The 17,599-nt window shown below is 66.6% G+C and carries 16 protein-coding genes and 1 pseudogene; 6 read left to right on the forward strand and 11 right to left on the reverse strand.

Going from position 1 to position 17,599, the window contains the following annotated elements:
* Positions 1-7: 7 nt before the first annotated feature.
* The 9 genes from D571_RS0107295 to D571_RS0107335 form a co-directional block, all read right to left on the reverse strand.
* Positions 8-2,503 carry a heavy metal translocating P-type ATPase gene (locus tag D571_RS0107295; protein ID WP_026287683.1) on the reverse strand — a complete coding sequence of 832 codons (2,496 nt, stop codon included), beginning with the start codon at positions 2,501-2,503 and terminating at the stop codon, positions 8-10.
* A gap of 47 nt (positions 2,504-2,550) precedes the next feature.
* Positions 2,551-3,378 (reverse strand): FixH family protein, encoded by an 828-nt coding sequence (locus D571_RS0107300; protein ID WP_018936024.1) that lies wholly within the window; start codon positions 3,376-3,378, stop codon positions 2,551-2,553.
* 91 nt (positions 3,379-3,469) lie between these two features.
* Positions 3,470-4,876, reverse strand: coding sequence for a cytochrome c oxidase accessory protein CcoG (gene ccoG / locus D571_RS0107305; RefSeq protein WP_018936025.1), 1,407 nt, complete (start codon positions 4,874-4,876; stop codon positions 3,470-3,472).
* A 156-nt stretch (positions 4,877-5,032) separates the two neighbouring features.
* Positions 5,033-5,968: a cytochrome-c oxidase, cbb3-type subunit III gene (ccoP, locus tag D571_RS0107310; protein WP_018936026.1), complete on the reverse strand. Its 936-nt coding sequence runs from the start codon at positions 5,966-5,968 to the stop codon at positions 5,033-5,035.
* Positions 5,965-6,183, reverse strand: coding sequence for a cbb3-type cytochrome c oxidase subunit 3 (locus D571_RS0107315; protein ID WP_018936027.1), 219 nt, complete (start codon positions 6,181-6,183; stop codon positions 5,965-5,967). The genes ccoP and D571_RS0107315 overlap by 4 nt, the downstream gene beginning before the upstream one ends.
* A 24-nt stretch (positions 6,184-6,207) precedes the next feature.
* Positions 6,208-6,942, reverse strand: coding sequence for a cytochrome-c oxidase, cbb3-type subunit II (ccoO, locus tag D571_RS0107320; protein ID WP_018936029.1), 735 nt, complete (start codon positions 6,940-6,942; stop codon positions 6,208-6,210).
* 19 nt (positions 6,943-6,961) lie between these two features.
* Positions 6,962-8,449: a cytochrome-c oxidase, cbb3-type subunit I gene (ccoN, locus tag D571_RS0107325; RefSeq protein ID WP_026287684.1), complete on the reverse strand. Its 1,488-nt coding sequence runs from the start codon at positions 8,447-8,449 to the stop codon at positions 6,962-6,964.
* 255 nt (positions 8,450-8,704) lie between these two features.
* Positions 8,705-9,583 carry a malonyl-ACP O-methyltransferase BioC gene (gene bioC, locus D571_RS0107330; RefSeq protein ID WP_018936031.1) on the reverse strand — a complete coding sequence of 293 codons (879 nt, stop codon included), beginning with the start codon at positions 9,581-9,583 and terminating at the stop codon, positions 8,705-8,707.
* Positions 9,580-10,347, reverse strand: a complete 768-nt coding sequence (locus D571_RS0107335) for an alpha/beta fold hydrolase (RefSeq protein WP_026287685.1) — start codon at positions 10,345-10,347, stop codon at positions 9,580-9,582. Before D571_RS0107335 ends, bioC begins: the two co-directional genes overlap by 4 nt.
* A 72-nt stretch (positions 10,348-10,419) precedes the next feature.
* Here D571_RS0107335 and plsY point away from each other — a divergent pair, with 72 nt between their 5' ends.
* Entirely contained in the window at positions 10,420-11,052 is a 633-nt protein-coding gene (gene plsY / locus D571_RS0107340) for a glycerol-3-phosphate 1-O-acyltransferase PlsY (RefSeq protein ID WP_018936033.1), read from the forward strand.
* A gap of 1 nt (position 11,053) precedes the next feature.
* On the opposite strand, the gene tsaD is transcribed toward plsY, so the two are convergent.
* Together tsaD and D571_RS0107350 are read right to left on the reverse strand one after the other, a co-directional pair.
* Entirely contained in the window at positions 11,054-12,073 is a 1,020-nt protein-coding gene (tsaD, locus tag D571_RS0107345) for a tRNA (adenosine(37)-N6)-threonylcarbamoyltransferase complex transferase subunit TsaD (protein ID WP_018936034.1), read from the reverse strand.
* Between the two features lie 49 nt (positions 12,074-12,122).
* Entirely contained in the window at positions 12,123-13,316 is a 1,194-nt protein-coding gene (locus tag D571_RS0107350) for a class I SAM-dependent methyltransferase (RefSeq protein ID WP_018936035.1), read from the reverse strand.
* 30 nt (positions 13,317-13,346) lie between these two features.
* Between D571_RS0107350 and D571_RS0107355 the strand changes: the two genes are divergently transcribed.
* The 5 genes and pseudogenes from D571_RS0107355 to D571_RS0107370 form a co-directional block, all read left to right on the forward strand.
* Positions 13,347-14,132, forward strand: coding sequence for a pteridine reductase (locus D571_RS0107355; protein WP_038046857.1), 786 nt, complete (start codon positions 13,347-13,349; stop codon positions 14,130-14,132).
* Between the two features lie 63 nt (positions 14,133-14,195).
* Positions 14,196-14,468: an accessory factor UbiK family protein gene (locus D571_RS0107360; protein WP_018936037.1), complete on the forward strand. Its 273-nt coding sequence runs from the start codon at positions 14,196-14,198 to the stop codon at positions 14,466-14,468.
* A gap of 76 nt (positions 14,469-14,544) precedes the next feature.
* Positions 14,545-15,387, forward strand: a pseudogene (locus tag D571_RS13630) (YifB family Mg chelatase-like AAA ATPase); the annotation flags it as partial.
* Positions 15,388-15,956: 569 nt separating this feature from the next.
* Positions 15,957-17,216, forward strand: coding sequence for a hypothetical protein (locus D571_RS14270; protein ID WP_156815768.1), 1,260 nt, complete (start codon positions 15,957-15,959; stop codon positions 17,214-17,216).
* A gap of 194 nt (positions 17,217-17,410) precedes the next feature.
* On the forward strand, positions 17,411-17,599 hold a 189-nt coding region (locus tag D571_RS0107370; RefSeq protein ID WP_018936039.1), incomplete at its 3' end, for a transposase.

A 17,599-nucleotide genomic window follows, 5' to 3' on the forward strand; every position in this document is an offset into this window, starting at 1 on the left:
CCCGGCTTCAGTCGGCGTCGCGCGGACGCGGGGGTCGCAGACGGAGGGCGTTGCCCACCACCAGCAGGGAGCTGAGCGACATCCCGAGCGCAGCCAGCCATGGAGTCAGGAAACCGGACGCGGCCACCGGCAGGGCCACCACGTTGTAGCCGATCGCCCAGATGATGTTCTGGCGGATCACCCGGCGCGTCGCCTCCGCACGCTCGAACAGGCGCGGCAGGCGATCGAGGCGGTCCGACAGCAGCACGACATCGGCCCGGGTACGCGCGAGGCTGCTCCCCCCACCCATGGCCAGCGAGACATCCGCACCGGCGAGCACCGGTGCATCGTTGATGCCCTCGCCTGCCATAAGGACCCGTTCGCCCGCCGCCTGCCGTTGGCGCACATGCTCGAGCTTGTCATCGGGTGACAGGCCCCCGTGCGCCTCCGGGATCCCCAGCTCTTCCGCGAAGCGGGCGGCGGCCGCGGAGCGATCCCCGGTCAGCAGGACCACGTGCAGCCCGCGGTCCAGCAGGGCGCGGACGGTGTCGGCCGCCTCCGGGCGCGGGGTGTCGGCCAGCCAGAAGGTGGCGACCACGCGCCCGTCAACGGCCAGCCATACCGGGGAGGCCAGGGGATCGGCGGCGGACCTGGCGCCCTGCTCCGGCGGCGTCTCGGGCATCAGGCGCGCGCCGCCCACCGCCACCACCTGCCCGTCGATGGTGCCGGTCAGTCCTTCGCCCGGGTGGTTCTCGACTCCGCTGGCGACCGGAACGTCGCTTGCGCCGGCTACCAGGGCGCGCGCGAGGGGATGTTCGGAATGGCGCTCCAGGGCGGCCGCCCAGGCGAGCGCTCGAGCGGGATCGAACGCGGGGTCGTGGACCTCGGTGGCGACGCAGCGGGGCTGACCTTCGGTCAGGGTACCGGTCTTGTCGAGACACACGGTGGTGACCTCGGGCAGGGTCTCCAGCGCACTGCCGCGCGTGGGCAGCACGCTCTCGCGGGTCAGGGTACCGGTGGTCGCAGTGAGGGCCACGGGGGTCGCGAGCGCCAGCGCGCACGGGCAGGTCGCCACCAGCATCGCAACCATCACCCACAGCGCCCGGGACGGGTCGATCACGAAGTACCACACCAGGCCGGCAAGCAGGGTCAGGACCAGCACCGCGCCCACGAACCATCCGGTTCCGGCCTCGGCCAGTCGCGCAACCCGTGGCTTTTCGGTCTGTGCCCGGTCCAGCAGGCGCTGGATCGCGGCCAGGGTGGTCTCCGCTCCCACCCGCCGGACCTCCACCACCAGCGGACCCTCGACATTGACCGTGCCACCGACCACGTCGGTGCCCGCGGTCGCCGGGCGCGGGACCGGCTCGCCGGTCAGCAGGGCGCGGTTCACGGTCGACCGGCCCTCGGCGACGACGCCGTCCGCAGGGATTGACTCGCCCGGACGCACCTGCACGCGATCGCCGGGCTCCAGTTCGGCCACCGGCACCGACTCGAGCGCGCCATCCGCGTCGACGCGCCGTGCGATCGCCGGGACCAGCCGGTCCATGCGATCCACCGCCTCACTCGCATGCTGCCGGGCCATCAGCTCCAGGTAGCGCGAGGTCAGGAGAAAGAACACGAACATCACCACCGACTCGAAATAGACATGCTCCCCGGCCCCGGAGAACACCGCCCATACACTGGCCACGTAGGTCCCGATGATCGCGAGACTGACGGGTACGTCCATCCCCAGTTGTCGGTGGCGCAGGTCGCGCCAGGCGCTCTGGTAGAACGGCACTGCGGAGTACAGCACCACGGGCGTAGCAAAGATCGCCGCGACCAGACGCATGAAGTCGATGAGCTGTTCGTGCTCGGGATCGCCCTCGCCCAGCCACAGCGCGACCGCGAGCATCATCACCTGCATCATCCCCAGGGCGGCCACGCCGAGACGGCGCAGGGCCAGCCCGCGCTCGCGTGCCAGAGCCTGTTCGCGGGTACCGGGATCGTAGGGATGGGCGCGATAGCCGATGTCGCGGATCGCACGCAGGATGTCCGACAACGCGATCTGTTCCGGGTCCCAGACCACGCGCGCGCGATGGGTCGAGTAATTGACGCGAAACTCTTCCACGCCGTCCAGGGACTGCACGTGACGTTCGTTGAGCCACACGCAGGCCGCACAGGTGATCCCCTCGAGGATCAGCGAAGCATCGCGGCGCTCCCCGGAACCACCTTCGCGGGCCGTGACGAACTGGCGCTGTACCGCCGGGGCATCGAACAGCTCCAGTTCGCGCAGCTCCTCCGGGACGATGCTGTCACCCGAGGCCGCGGGGGGCGCCGTACGGTGATGATAGTAGGCCCCCAGGCCGCGTTCGATGATCGCGCCGGCCACGGCCTGACACCCGGCACAACAGGTGGGCCGAGTGCGGCCCTCGAATTCCACGGGGTAACGGGCCCCCGGTGGCACCTCGAGGCCACAGTGGAAACACGATTCCTCCGGACCCGTTTCCCGCGGGTCCGGTTGTTCCTCCGCCGTTTGCCGGGTCACGCGGCGATCAAGCGCGGGGTCCGCTCACGAGCCGGTCACGAGGGCGGTCAGCCCGAACGATCGTGTACTCGGGTGCGGGCCTGCTGCTCGACCTGCACGCCCTCGTGCTGAACGAAGAAGCGCAGGTCCCAGCGGCCTGCCTCCGGCAGGGCCACGTCGATCTCGTAAAAACCGTCGCCCTCCTCGCGCATGTCAAAGCGCTGGTCCTGGCGATGATCAGGGAGCCACAGGAAGGTCCCGGAGACCTCGGCTCCTTCCAGCGGCCGGCCGTTGCCGTCACGGACCTCCACACGCAGGGTCTCGGTCTCCCCACGCTGCGGCTCGCTGACCCAGCCCTGACGGATCTCCCAGCCGCGCGCCGCCTGCTGTTCCAGCTCGGTCATGCGGTGCACCGCCAGCGCCTGATCGCGGTCCTCGAAGCCGTCGACCAGCCCGGGGAACGCCGAAGTGACGCGTTCGACCGGGGCGTCCGGCTCGGGCAGGAGCGTGCCGATGAAACGGTCCGGCATGCCATTGTGCGCCAGGGTGATCAGCACCGCCTGTACCGTCGCAATGATGGTGAAGAACCCGACGATCACCATCGGCGCCCAGTGCAGGCGTCCGATATGGGCCTTGCCGGAGGCTGCCTCGGCCTCCTTCTGACTGAACACGATCCCCAGCCCGTACGGCACGATGATGTACAGCGCCAGGTGGATGGCGAACACGTCGGCGCTCTGCCAGGTCAGGATCGACGCCGGCACGAACACGAACAGCATGATCGCCACCACCACCGCGGACGCGTGATAGGCCCGCAGACGGGTGAACTTGTAGATCAGGAAGAACAGCAGGGCCAGTGCGGCACTGCCAAGACCCAGGGTGATAACCAGATTGCTCATGTTGCCTTCAACGTCCTCGCGGACGGGTTTGCGTCCTTAGTTGCGCGGACCCGGGCGATCCTCGCCCGGGCCGGAGTACCTGCTGCCGCGTTCAGCGTGCATGACTGAACTGCGTGCTGACCGAATACGGCTCGATGCGTCCCTGTCGGTCGGAGATCACGAATTCGAACGGGATGCGCGAGCCCTCCGCGTCATCGGGCACATCGTAGCGCACTCGCGCCAGAATCGTGAGCCGGTCACCGGGCTCCAGACGGATATCCGAGACATCGCCCAGATCCAGGGTCCCGCCCTCGAGACCCGCCAGGTCCAGTTCGAAATCCAGGACCTCCTGGCTGGTGTTGTTCAGGCGGATCTCGTAGGAATTCTGGATCTGGCCGTCGGACATCTGCACGTACAGCGGCTGGCGCACCTGATTGACGTTGGCATCCACCGGCGGCCGGTTCAGGATGCTGGTCAGCAAGGCGCCCACGATCACCACGACCACCGCGCCGTAACCGACGGTTTTCAGCCGGAACCACTGGGTCTTGCCGCCCTCCAGTTCGCGTTCCGAGGTGTAGCGGATGAGGCCGCGCGGCCAGCCCTGCTTGTCCATAATGGTGTCGCAGGCATCGACACAGAGCGCGCAGTGGATGCACTGATACTGCAGGCCGTCACGGATATCGATTCCGGTGGGACAGACCTGCACGCAGTAGCCGCAGTCAATGCAGTCACCAACGCCGGCGGCCTGGCGCTCCTCGCGCGTCTGCAGCCCCTTGACCGGCTTGGCCCGACCCGCAGTGCCCTCGCCTCGATCCTGATCGTAGGAGACGATCAGGGTGTCCTGATCGAACATTACGCTCTGGAATCGCGCGTAGGGGCAGATAAAGGTACAGACCTGCTCGCGCGCCAGACCGGCCGCAACGTACGTCGTCGCGGTGAGGATACCCGCGGTGATGTAGGCCGCCCCTACCGCCTCGCCGACAAAGAACTGGCTCACGATCGTCGGGGCATCGCCCCAGTAGAGGACGAATCCCAGCCCCGTCGCGAACGCGACCAGCAGCCAGGAGGCATGGGTCAGCCCGTATTTCAGCAGCTTTTCACCGTTCCAGCCCTGCTTGGACAGCCGGATGCGGGCCGGCCGCTCACCCTGGATCTTGCGTTCCAGGAACATGAACAAGTCGGTCCACAGGGTCTGGAAGCAGAAATAGCCGCAGAAGACCCGGCCCGCCAGGCCGGTGACGAAGAACAGGAGGGTCGCCGCCAGCATCAGGAAGCCGGCCAGCCAGAAGATGTCCTGCGGATAGACCACCAGGTCGAAGATGAAGAACTGGCGTCCGGGGATGTCGAACAGGACTGCCTGGTCGGGTCCGTAATCCCGTTCCCAGCGAATCCAGGGGAGCAGGAAATAAACCGAGTAGGCGAGGATCAGAATGCCGGTCTTCAGGTTGCGGAACCGACCCTTCACCGAGCGTGGATGGATCGGGATCCGGGCCTCGTACATGTGCTGCTGTTCCGCCATTAATGCCTCCGGGTCGGCTCCCGGTTCGGGTGAGCGCCCCGACCGGGGCGCCACGGGATTTGGTCCATTAACGGCTAACGCGGGTGCGAGGTCAAGAAACTCGCACCCGCGGGGTCGGACTTGGGCAGGCCACCGACGGCCCGACAGCGACGGCCCTTACTGACCGCCGCCCAGCGAGTGGACGTAGGCGGCCAGGACCTTGATTTCCTCATCCGACAGGAACTCCGAGAAAGCGGGCATCTCGCGCTCCGCACCGTCGTGCACGAAACGGGACACGCGCTGCAGGCGTGCCTGATCATCCTCCGCGCCATGCACGTCCACCAGACCCCAGAGGTCATTGGTAAGATTGGGCGCGCCGATCGATTCGATACCCTGACCGGCGGCCCCATGGCACTGGATGCACCCAGCGTCATGTCCGCTGTAGACCCGTTCGCCGGCTTCGACTGCATCGGCATCCATGTCGTAGCCATTCAGCGACAGCACGAAGGCGGAAACGTCATTAATCTGCTGCTCGGACAGGCGGTCACGATAGCCCGGCATATAGCCAATACGCCCCAGGACCATGGCCTCTTCGATTTGCTCGGGCTTTCCGCCCCACTTCCAGTGATCATTACTCAGGTTCGGGTACTGACCGATCACCCCGGCACCGCCAACCTGATGGCAGGCCACGCACCAGGTACCGAAGGCGCCCTGACCGTAGGCGTTCACGAAACTCATGGCGTCCGCGTCCTGCAGGATCTCGGCGTACTCCATGCCCGCGACCTGCTCGAGCATGTCGCGCTGGCGCACCGCATGCTCGCCGGTCTGCATGTCGCGGTACAGCAGGGCCCGCGTATTCCAGTGCGTGGTGACTTCCTCGTCACCGTGTTCGTAGGTCACGCTTGCCAGGCCCTTGGTAAAGCCGTCCCCGATCGGCCAGGCCGGATAGAGGATCCAGTACACCAGGGCGAAGACCACCGTGGCGTAGAAACCCCAGAGCCACCAGCGTGGCAGTGGATTGTTGTATTCACAGAGATCTCGGTCCCAGAAATGCCCGGTGGTTTTGACCTCATCCTCGCCCTGACCCGGCTTTTTATTGTCCTGTGTGCTCATTGCTCGTCACTCTCGGTTTTGTCACGCCGGGAGGTCGGCTCCCGACGTGAATCTTCATCATCCAGAGGAATGTAGCGATAGCTCTCGAACTTCCGTGAACGCCGCGGGCTGGCAAAAAGGTAGATCACCACCCCGATAAAGGTGCTCATGAACAGGATCAGGGCCAGGGTCTTGCTGTTGCCCATGTCCTGGATCCATTCCCAAAAACTCATCATCACGGATTCGAGCTCCCCGACGGCTTACCGGAATTCGGCGAAGTGGCCGTCGTCATATTCGCTGAAGTCGACCATGGTGCCCAGAACCTGCAGATAGGCGACCATCGCATCCATCTCGGTGATGGTGGCGCTGTTGCCGTCAAAGTTCTCGGCCTGGGCCTGCTCGACAAGACTTTCCTCCGCCCGGTTGATGTCGAACATGCGGGCGTGTTCTTCGCCGTATTTCTCGACGTTGCGCTCGTATTCCTCTTCCGTGAGGGAATAGGGAACGCCCACGCGCCGCAGGGCAAGCATCCGGTCCTCGATGTCGGACATGTCCAGCGGGTTCTCCGCCAGCCAGGGGTAGCCCGGCATGATGGATTCCGGCACCAGCGACTGCGGGTCGATCAGGTGCTGGACCTGCCATTCGTTGGAGTACTTGCCGCCAACCCGGGCCAGGTCGGGTCCGGTCCGCTTGGAGCCCCACTGGAACGGATAGTCGTACTGCGACTCCGCAGCCAGCGAGTAATTGCCGTAACGCAGCATCTCGTCACGGAACGGCCGCACCATCTGCGAGTGACAGGCATAGCAGCCTTCCTGGATGTAAAGGTCGCGGCCCCGCTGTTCCAGCGGGGTATAGGGCCGGACCCCGTCCACTTCCTCGACCGTATCGTCGATGTAGAACAGCGGGACGATCTCGACCAGACCGCCGACACTGATGACGGCGAGGGTCAGGACGATCAGGAGTCCTGCATTAGTCTCTACGCTTTCGTGCTTCATGATTCCTCGTCTCCCCTGATCAGGCCGTGCGGGCTTCGGCTTCGATGGCTTCCCGGCGGGCGCGGGCTTCCGCCTTGATGCCCGAGCGAACCGTCATGAAGATGTTGAACGCCATGATCACCATGCCCGTCAGGAACAGGCCGCCGCCGATGGCACGCACCACGTACGGCTGATGCAGGAACACCACGGACTCGGTGAAGGTGTAGGCCAGGTTCCCGTACTGGTCAAAGGCACGCAGCATCAGGCCCTGACCGATACCGGCCACCCACATCGCGGTGATGTACAGCACGATTCCCACCGTGGCGAGGAAGAAGTGCACGTACACCAGCTTCAGGCTGAAGAGGTTCACGTTCCACAGACGCGGGATCAGGTGGTAGAGCGAACCGAAGGTGATCATCGCCACCCAGCCCAGCGCGCCGGAGTGCACGTGACCCACCGTCCAGTCGGTGTAGTGGGACAGGGCGTTCACGCTCTTCAGCGACATCATCGGACCCTCGAAGGTCGACATGCCGTAGAACGCCAGCGCGGTGATCAGGAACAGCATGATCGGGTCGGTGCGCAGTTTGTCCCAGGCACCGGACAGGGTCATGATCCCGTTGATCATGCCGCCCCAGGACGGCAGCAGCAGCAGGATGGAGAAGGTCGCCGCCAGGGTGGAGACCCAGTCCGGCAGGGCCGTCCAGTGCAGGTGATGCGCGCCCACCCACATGTACAGGAAGATCAGCGCCCAGAAGTGGATGATCGACAGCTTGTACGAATAGATCGGGCGGCCGGCCTGCTTCGGCACGAAGTAGTACATCATCCCGAGGAAGGCCGCGGTCAGGAAGAAGCCCACCGCGTTGTGGCCGTACCACCACTGACGCATCGCGTCCTGCACGCCGGAGAACATCGGGTAGGAATCCGGGTGGAACAGACCCACCGGCACCTCGATGTTGTTGAAGATGTGCAGCAGCGCGGTCGCAAGGATGAACGACATGAAGAACCAGTTGGCCACGTAGATGTGCGGCTGGTTCCGGCGCAGCAGGGTCATGGTGAAGACCAGGAAGTACACCACCCAGGTCACCAGGATGATCAGGTCGATCTGCCAGTTGAACTCGGCGTATTCGCGACCCTGCGTGATCCCGGCCATGTAGCTGATCACGCCCAGGATCAGGGCGAGGTTCCAGCCATAGAACGTGAAGGTGGCCAGGGAGTCGTTCCAGAGGCGCGTGTGACAGGTGCGCTGAACGACGTAATAGGAGGTGGCGAACAGGGCATTACCCCCGAAGCCGAAGATCACCGCCGTGGTATGCACCGGACGGAAGCGCCCGAAGGTGATCTGCGCGATGTCGAAGTTCAGGAACGGCCAGGCCAGCTGGGAGGCGATCCAGACCCCGGCGCCCATGCCGAACACGCCCCAGAGGACGGCGGCAATCGCGAACTTCTTGACGATCGCGTAGTTGTACTGCTCGGTTGAAGCGACTGACGCTGCGGGTGCGGCACCCGCCGTAGTGGCTGCTTGTGACATGACTTTTCCACCTTGCTGCGGGGAACACGAAGGTCCCGATGGATCGGGGGCTCAGAACTCTACCCCATTACCGGTCGACAGAAAAAACCAAGACCGCCCCCTGCAGTCGGATATTCACCGAATGCAGGGAACTTTCCGGCTGCAGAAGGATACACCGGCGGATACCCGGGATGCGAGGGTGGACCGAGTGATTCCGCCCGATATTGAGGCAAATCACGCACCCATGGTTTTTTCGCGGAAATGGGGCCGGTCGCGTCAGGACACCGGCTGGATGGGGATCGTGCGCCCCTGCGGGCCCCGCGGCGGTGGCGCGTCCGGCACCCAGGCATGGCCGTAGACCACTTCCCAGGTCGCGGGAAGGCGCCCCTCGACCCCGAATTGCCGGGCGTAGGCCTCGGCCACCGCCACCATGCGGCGCGGTCCGGTCAGGCCGCGACCGCGCCCCGCCAGGGCATTGCGCACGCCCACGCCGCGCAGGTCGCGCATCAGGCGCGTGAGATCAGGGTAGGTCAGGGTCAGGGTTTCCTGATCCATGACCGGGTCGGCGAATCCGGCCCGCACCAGCGCGTCCCCGATGTCGTGCATGTCGATGAAGGCGTTCACATGGGCCTGCGCGCCGCCATCGACCGTCGCAAACGCCTCCCGCAGCTCGCGCAGGGTGTCCGGGCCGAAGGTGGTGAACATCCACAGGCCGCCGGGCGCGAGGATCCGGCGCACCTCGGCCAGGGCACGATCCAGACTGGTGCACCACTGCAGGGCGGCGCTGGAAATCGCCAGGTCCTGCGAGGCATCCGCCAGTGGCAGCGCCTCGATGTCACCGCAGATGACCCAGGGGCGGCGCAGCCATCGCCCCCGGCGCCTTGCGCGCTGCAGCATCGGCGGGGCGAAGTCGACGCCGGTCAGCCGTGCCCGGCGGTAGCGGCGGGCCAGGTCGTCGAAGGATTCACCGATGCCACAGCCCAGATCAATCACCCGCGCGGGCTGCATGCGGACCAGGTCGAGACGCTCCAGCAGCCGCCCCTGCACCTCGCGCTGGACCACTGCGTGGTCCTCGTACTGCGGCGCGGCGCGGGCAAAGCCCTCGCGGACCCGCGCCTTGTCGATTTCGAACGCGGAAGGATCGTGATCGCTCATGCCGGGGCCTCCGCCACCGTTGCGTGGATGAATTCGGCGACAACATCCGGGGCCGCCAGCGGGAGGGCATGCGGGCCGGGTACCCGGGCCACGCGGGCCGCCGGGGCCCGTGCGGCCAGCTCCCGTTCTACGGCCACCGGGACCAGGGCATCGTCTGCGGCCAGCAGCGCGGCCAGCGGCGCCACTGCGTCCAGGTCCGCGCGCCGGTCGACGTCGCGCAGCGCGGCCAGCCCGGCAGCCAGCGCCGCGGGCCGGGCCGCGGCAGCCTCCAGCCGGGCCCGCAGGGTGCGCGCCAGTTCGCCGGGGTTTTCCGCACCGCGCGCGCAAAGCGCCGCGAACTGGCGTCGCAGGCGGGCGGGGTCATGCGCGAGCAGGTCGGCAAAGGCCTCGAGCTCGTGCGGGTCCAGTGCCGCTTCCCAGTGGGTATCGCGAACGAAGCGCGGGTTCGCCGTGATCAGGACACAACCATGCGCACACTCGGCCCGGCGCGCGGCGGCCAGTGCGACCAGCCCGCCCAGTGACCAGCCAACCCAGACCGGCTGCCCCGCGTCGGCCGGCAGAGCGGCTGCCAGTCCGGCCGCGACGACCGACGGGTCGGCCAGCTCGTCACCGCCCGGCGCTTGTCCGTGACCGGGCAGGTCCGGGGCATGCACGGGCCCGCTGAAGCCGCGCGCCCGCAGCGCCCGGATCACCGGATCCCAGTCGGCCCCGGAAAAGCCCCAGCCGTGCAGCAGCACCACCCCCCGGTGCCCGCACCCGCTCATGTCAGCCCCCTGACCCGACGGCACGCCCTTGCGTATGATAGGTCCGCATTCGCCAACCGGAACCGCTCCACCATGCTCAGCGCCCTCGCCATCGTCCTCGCCTATCTGCTCGGATCCGTCTCCACCGCGATCCTGGTCAGCCATGCGCTGCGCCTGCCCGACCCGCGCACCAGCGGCTCGCGCAACCCGGGAGCGACCAACGTGCTGCGCACCGGCGGTCGCACCGCGGCGCTGATCACCCTGCTGGGCGATGTCGCCAAGGGCTGGCTGCCGGTCTTCCTGGTCCTGCAGTGGACCGACTGGCCGGGCTGGGTCGCGGGCGCCGTGGGTCTGGCCGCCTTCATCGGCCACGTGCTGCCAGTGTACTACCGCTTCCAGGGCGGCAAGGGCGTGGCCACCGCGCTGGGCGTCCTGCTGGCGCTGAATCCGCTGGTCGCGCTGCTGAGTGCGCTGACCTGGCTGCTGGTCGCCGCAATCTGGCGCTACTCCTCGCTGGCGGCGCTGGTGGCCGCAGGCGCGGCGCCGCTGTACCTGGCCTTCGCCCCGGGCGAACCGGATTTCTGGATCGTGACCATCGTCGCGGTGATGGCCGTGATCCTGTTCGTCCGGCATGACGAGAACATCCGGCGACTGATGCGCGGCGAGGAGTCCCGCATCGGGCGGAAGAAGAAGAGCGCCGGCGAAGACGAAAACGCCGGGGGCTGAATCAGCCCGCAAGCTCCGCCAGCGGCCAGCGCGCCCGGGCCTGGATGACCGGCCCGCCGTCGGCATCCACCGCCCGGCTCGCGCACCCGGCCTGCAGCCGACGCAGGCCGGCCAGGGCGATCATCGCCCCGTTGTCGGTGCAGAACTCGGCGCGCGGGAAATGCACCGGCACCCCGCGTTCGCGCGCCATCCGCTCCAGACCCGCGCGCAGGGTCGCGTTGGCGGCCACGCCGCCGGCCACCACCAGCGCCGGGGCATGGCTCTGCTTCAGGGCGCGTCGGGTCTTCTCCACCAGGGTCTCGCTGACCGCCGCCTCGAAGGCCCGCGCGACATCCGCCGGGGCGTGCCCGCCCTTGCGCACGGCCGTCAGCACGGCGGTCTTCAGGCCGGAGAAACTCATGTCCAGACCCGGCCGGTCGAGCATCGGCCGCGGCAGCTCCAGCGCCCCGGCGCGTCCGTCGGTCGCCAGCCGCGCCAGCGCCGGCCCGCCGGGATAACCGAGCCCGAGGAGCTTGGCGGTCTTGTCGAAGGCCTCGCCGGCGGCATCGTCGATGCTCTCGCCCAGCAGCTCGTAGTCGCCCAGGGCGCGCGCGTGGATCAGCTGGGTGTGGCCACCGGACACCAGCAGCACCAGGAAGGGAAACTCGAACTCGCCCTCCAGCATCGGCGCCAGCAGATGCCCCTCGAGGTGATGCACCGGCAGCGCCGGGATCTCCCAGCCCCAGGCCAGCGATCGCGCCACCGCGGCGCCGGTCAGCAGTGCGCCCAGCAGCCCCGGACCGCCGGTATAGGCGATCGCATCCAGCTCGCGCCCGTGCACGCCGCCCTCGTCGAGCACCGCGCGCACCAGCGGCAGCAGGCGCCGGACATGGTCGCGCGAGGCCAGCTCGGGAACCACCCCGCCATAGACCGCATGCAGGTCGGTCTGACTGTAGAGCCGGTGCGCGAGCAGTCCGTCGCGGTCGCTGATCAGCGCCACGCCGGTCTCGTCGCAGGAGGTTTCGATGCCCAGGACCTTCATGCGCGAATCATGCCCGGCCCCGGCCCGGCGGCAAAGTGCCCGCACGCGGTCACAGGCGACCCCGGCGGTCGGGGATCGCGGCCCGCGGCAACGAGGGGCAGTCACGCGTCAGCGCCATGACCTGGAAGCGCTCGCCCATCTCCCCCGGCAGGGTCAGCATGCGCACCGCCTGCGCGGTACGCAGCGTGGCCTCCGCATCCGTGGCATCCCCGACCCGCGCATCGAAGCGCGCGGGCAGTCCGGCCGCCAGCAGGAACTCGCCCTGCGCGGCGTACACCGCAACCTCCAGGCCGGCGGCATCCGCCGCCTCCGCGACCGCGGTGAAATCCACGCTGGCGGTCAGGTCCATCAAACCCGGCCGGGTCAGCGGATCCAGCACCATCTGCTGCCGGTGATAGCCGACCAGCGTCCCCTGATGGCGCTCGGCGGCGTAATAGGCGTCACGCGGAAAGCCGTAATCGACGGCCACGACCACCCCGCGCTCCAGGCGCTCGGCGACCGCGGCCAGCCACGGCGCAAGCGCCGGCCGCCATTCCGAGGTATAGCCCTCGGGCCAGGGCCCGCAACGGGCGTGCAGATCGCGCACCGCCGAGCGCAGCGGCTCCGGCGCCGCGCGTTCGGCCAGCGAAAGCCCGCCCTGCGCATCCTCGGTCACGCCCACCTGCGCGGCATCGCCGTCGCGCCAGCAGAACAGCTCCACCGGCAGGGCATCCAGCACTTCGTTGGCCAGCACCACTCCGCGCCAGGGTTCCTGCGGCAGCGCATCCAGCCAGGCCACGCGCGCGAACTCCTCCGCGGGCAGCACCTCGCGCAGATGCTCGCGCTGGCGCTCGCGCAGATCCGGGCTGACCTCGAGGATCCGGTAACCCGACCACGGCACCTCCAGCTCACGCAGGGTTGCGAGGACGTCGCCGGCCAGCCGCCCGGTGCCCCCTCCGAACTCCAGGATCATCCCCTCGCCGTCCAAATCCTCCGCCAGCACCGGCGCCAGCCATGCCGCCAGGGTCTCGCCGAACAGCGGCGAGATCTCCGGGGCGGTCACGAAATCGCCGCCGGCACCCAGCTTGTGCGCCCCGTTCACGTAATAGCCCAGACCCGGCGCATACAGCGCCCGGTCCATATATTCGACGAAGGGCAGGAACCCTCCGGCCTCGCGGATGCTCTGTTGCAGGGAGTCCACCAGCCGCGCGGACAGCGCCGCGGCCGGGTCGTCGGTGGCTGTGCTAGATTCTTCCGGCGGCATTGAGCGTTCGTTCCATGCAGGGAGTTGGCAATGGCAGAGAGTGCCCCAGGCAGGGATTCACCGAAACCCCCCGAGGCCACCGGCGCACATCCGGTCGTGCTGATCACCGGCGGGGCTCGCCGGATCGGCGCCGCGATCACCCGCGACCTGCACGCGGCCGGTCTGGACGTGGTCGTGCACTGCCGGCGCTCGCTGGCCGAGGCCACGGCCCTGACCGACGAACTCAACGCGCGGCGCCCCGACAGCGCCCGCCCGCTGCAGGCCGATCTGCTCGACCCGCAGGCCCTGGAGAGCCTGGCCGCACAGGCACGGGAATTCCGCGGGCGCCTGGACGGCCTGATCAACAATGCCTCGACGTTCTATCCCACGCCGGTGGGCGAGATCACCATGGCCCACTGGGACGACCTGATGGGCTCCAACGTACGCGCCCCGCTGTTCCTGACCCAGGCCTGCGCCCCGGCCCTGCGGGCCAGCGGCGGGGGCGTGGTGAACATCGTCGATATCCATGCCCTGCGCCCGCTGAGCGGCTATCCGGTGTACTCCGCGGCCAAGGCGGGACTGTGGGCCCTGACCCAGTCACTGGCACGCGAGCTGGGGCCGGAGGTGCGGGTCAACGGCGTGGCACCGGGGGCCATCCTCAGCCCCGAGGACCCGGCCAACTTCGGCACCCACGAGGCGATGGTGGAGCGCACGGCCCTCAAGCGTGCGGGCGACCCGGCGGACATCGCCCGCACCGTGCGCTTCCTGCTGCTGGAAGCACCGTACATCACCGGGCAGGTCATCCCGGTGGACGGCGGCCGCTCGGCCTCGCAATAACCCCGGATCGCGTTAGACTGAAGACATCGGATCCAAACCCCGAAAAACAGGGAGACCACAGGCATGCTCGACCCGAAACACTTCGACGATCTGGCGCGCCGTATCACCGAAAGCCTGCCGGAATCGGTGCGCAGCGTGCAGGAAGACGTCCACCGCCAGGTGCGCAGTTCGCTGCAGGCCGGGCTGGAACGCATGGATGTGGTGACCCGCGAGGACTTCGACGTCCAGGTGGCGCTGCTGGAGCGCACCCGCGAGCGTCTTGCGGAACTGGAGGCCCGGGTGGAAGCGCTCGAGCAGGCCGCCCGGTCGCAGGACGATTCCACCTCCGGCGACTGAGCGCCGGACGCGGCGCGAGCGGCGCCGCCCACACCGCCGGGCCCGGAACGCCCGGCCCCAACCGGGAGAGGCAGGGATGCCCATCGCCATTGTTACCGCGCGCGCGACCGACGGGATTCGCGCCCCCGCCGTCACCATCGAGACCCATCTGGCCAACGGCCTGCCGGCGTTCCAGATCGTCGGCCTGCCCGAGGCCGCGGTGCGCGAGAGCCGCGACCGGGTACGTGCCGCCATCCAGACCGCCGGCTTCGAATTCCCGCGCCGGCGCATTACGGTGAATCTCGCCCCCGCCGATCTGCCCAAGGAGGGCGGCCGCTTCGATCTGGGCATTGCCCTGGGGATCCTTGCCGCCAGTGAACAGATCCCGCAGAGCGCGCTGGATACCCGCGAATTCCTCGGCGAACTGAGCCTCGACGGACACATCCGTCCGGCCGGCGGCGCCCTGCCGGCCGGACTGGCCGCCGGCGAGGCGGGGCGCCAGCTGATCCTGAACCCCGAAGACGGCCGCGAGGCCGCCCTGACCGGGCGCGCCGACATCGTCACCGCGCGCCATCTGGGCGAGGTGTGTGCGGCCCTCAACGGCGGACCCGGCCTGCCCGCGGCCGAGCCCCCGGCGCCGCACCCGCGGAGCTACCCCGATCTGGCCGACGTGCGCGGCCAGCATCGCGCCCGACGCGCCCTGGAGATCGCCGCCGCCGGCGGGCACCACCTGCTGATGGTCGGGCCACCGGGCAGCGGCAAATCCATGCTCGCCGCCCGCATGCCCGGCCTGCTGCCACCCATGGACGACACCGAAGCCCTGGAGACCGCGGCCATCCACAGCCTGCGCGGCACCCGCCATCTGCAGCAGGACTGGCGCAGCCGCCCCTTCCGTCAGCCACACCACACCGCCTCCGGCGTAGCGCTGGTGGGTGGAGGATGTCATTTTCAAGAGATTCTGCGAAACACCAAAAGAATCTGCGAAATATACAACGATTCATGCGAAAACGTCGGAGGCCAGGCGTGACTGATACATCCCCATGGACCAAGCACCTCACATTCCCCAGAGACGGTCGGTCCTGGAGAGTCGAATGGGTCGGCCAAATAGTCCACGAACCCCTTGGACACCCAACCGCGTTAGCGGAACTCCTGATCGCTCCTCTTGCCAAGACGTCCTCGAGCGACATCATCCCCCAGATAGAGCCTGACCACCGCAAACGCGTCTACCTGGAATTGGCTTATCTCAGTGAAGCTCCAATCGGATCCATCTGGCGTGATGGCATACGGATGCCACCGCCTCCCTATGAACAAATAGAGGTCTCCGGGTGCCGATTTAACTTCGGCCACGCGCTATCCTACAAACTAGAAACAATCGAGCTAACCCCCGACGCGCAAACACTCGCAGATTACCTTATTCCACACTTTAACCCTGAACAACACGGCCCAGCACATCTTTCCCGCGTTATAGTCACCCAGGCGACGACCCCCCCAGTCCGAATCTTAATCCCCATGAGCGCGATCGCGAGTTTCTTTTATTTTCGCTCCCCACACACTGCACGCCGACTCGCCACCGCCCCATTCGACGAAGCCGTCACACAGATCTACGACTCTGAACATTCCTTCATAGACCCAAACACCGGAATTGCTCGAATTAGCGTACTTCAGGGAACGAGACGCACAGACCTACTCTTAATCGCAAACATTTTGGCCAGCGATTTCGCACGCGGCGGTGCCTCTCGAATCCACCAAAGACTGACCGAATACCGTCTCAATGCCAATTACGGAATATTGGAAACCTTCCCTCCAGTTCCCGGGCCACTAAAAATGAGGCTAAAAGGATTTCATACCACCCTCAACGGAGAGCCTGCATTTATCGCATTCAATATTTGCGCCTCGGAATTTCCGCTTCCGAAAGGTGTTTATAAAATCGAATACGAGTCCCCCTACGAAGATGCGGTACGGGGGACTCATAAAGGCATACTAAAAACCCCTTCCGCGTCAGCCCACGACCTTTCAAACATCCACCATTTGACGCCTGCGACCGAGGGCGTACCCCCAACAAACCATACGACCGAAGCCGGGGAAAACGTGCTCTCGCCACCTAAGATTCAACGAGTTGCCCGCCGGCACTCCCCTCGTGCCAGGCCAAACTCGCGCACCGTTATCAAACAACCAACCGACGGCTCGTCGGCTGCTCCAGCATCATCCTCATCCTCAACCAAAGCCCCATGCGAAATAACGACACCCATCAACCAACAGGACAACCCCGAACCGAAGACCCAAGACCCTTTAGTCGAATTTGATAGCCTCACCACCTCCCTCGCAGCCCACGACGAGCTCAAGGTCACACCCATCGCTATCAGCGAACCTTCTATAACGGTGTCAAGCCATGTCTACTCCCCCTTTCCAATATTGCCAAAACGCAGCAGGCAATGGTCTATCGTAGAACCGACCCGAGGAACAAAACGCATCAGACACGCACTTACAGTGGAAATCGCTATCCGGGGCCAACTGCTTTACTTACTCGAAATGGAACGAAGGGGAACCGAAAAAAGTTGCTCGACGTTACTCGTGTGGAAGCCGTCTTTAGCCCCAATAGAAGGAGATCACTGGGCGTGTTTTCTCGAACGATGCGTACTAACCAAGGGCTGGCCTACAGACACCCAAATCAAGAAGATGGGCCTCGAGACCCGACGCTTCAAACACTCCAATACAGCTGACAACAGGGCGCTAAGAATTGCATTCGCCGTTAAAGAGGTCGCGGAATAAACCACCGTTGAGTCTGGCGAGACCACACCCCCCAGTTGCGACACCTGAAACCGCTTGCTCACGGAAACCTCAATACCGCCCTGCATCCCCAGCCCTCAGCCTTGGGTGTACCTGCGTAAGCTTCCCATCCACGAGGACCAGTGGTTATTAGAGTGCTCTGGCACAATCGAGGTCGAGCCGCCGGGAGGGGAGCCATGCGGAAGTCACGCTTCAGCGAGAACCAGATCCTGTCGATCCTGAAGGAGGCGGATGCCGGGCAGTCCGTTAAGGAGATCTGCCGCAAGCACGGGATCAGCCAGCCGACGTTCTACAACTGGAAGTCGAAGTACGGCGGCATGGCCGCCTCGGACCTCAAGCGCCTCAAGGAGCTGGAGGAGGAGAAC

The organism is Thioalkalivibrio sp. ALJ24 (assembly GCF_000377785.1).
Taxonomy (GTDB): domain Bacteria; phylum Pseudomonadota; class Gammaproteobacteria; order Ectothiorhodospirales; family Ectothiorhodospiraceae; genus Thioalkalivibrio.

Coding starts and splice junctions, on each gene's coding strand:
- D571_RS0107300 (WP_018936024.1), bottom strand. CDS start 3,378: ATGAGCAATCTGGTTATCACCCTGGGTCTTGGCAGTGCCGCACTGGCC.
- ccoG (WP_018936025.1), bottom strand. CDS start 4,876: ATGGCGGAACAGCAGCACATGTACGAGGCCCGGATCCCGATCCATCCA.
- ccoP (WP_018936026.1), bottom strand. CDS start 5,968: ATGAGCACACAGGACAATAAAAAGCCGGGTCAGGGCGAGGATGAGGTC.
- D571_RS0107315 (WP_018936027.1), bottom strand. CDS start 6,183: ATGATGAGTTTTTGGGAATGGATCCAGGACATGGGCAACAGCAAGACC.
- ccoO (WP_018936029.1), bottom strand. CDS start 6,942: ATGAAGCACGAAAGCGTAGAGACTAATGCAGGACTCCTGATCGTCCTG.
- ccoN (WP_026287684.1), bottom strand. CDS start 8,449: ATGTCACAAGCAGCCACTACGGCGGGTGCCGCACCCGCAGCGTCAGTC.
- bioC (WP_018936031.1), bottom strand. CDS start 9,583: ATGAGCGATCACGATCCTTCCGCGTTCGAAATCGACAAGGCGCGGGTC.
- D571_RS0107335 (WP_026287685.1), bottom strand. CDS start 10,347: ATGAGCGGGTGCGGGCACCGGGGGGTGGTGCTGCTGCACGGCTGGGGC.
- plsY (WP_018936033.1), top strand. CDS start 10,420: ATGCTCAGCGCCCTCGCCATCGTCCTCGCCTATCTGCTCGGATCCGTC.
- tsaD (WP_018936034.1), bottom strand. CDS start 12,073: ATGAAGGTCCTGGGCATCGAAACCTCCTGCGACGAGACCGGCGTGGCG.
- D571_RS0107350 (WP_018936035.1), bottom strand. CDS start 13,316: ATGCCGCCGGAAGAATCTAGCACAGCCACCGACGACCCGGCCGCGGCG.
- D571_RS0107355 (WP_038046857.1), top strand. CDS start 13,347: ATGGCAGAGAGTGCCCCAGGCAGGGATTCACCGAAACCCCCCGAGGCC.
- D571_RS0107360 (WP_018936037.1), top strand. CDS start 14,196: ATGCTCGACCCGAAACACTTCGACGATCTGGCGCGCCGTATCACCGAA.
- D571_RS14270 (WP_156815768.1), top strand. CDS start 15,957: ATGAGCGCGATCGCGAGTTTCTTTTATTTTCGCTCCCCACACACTGCA.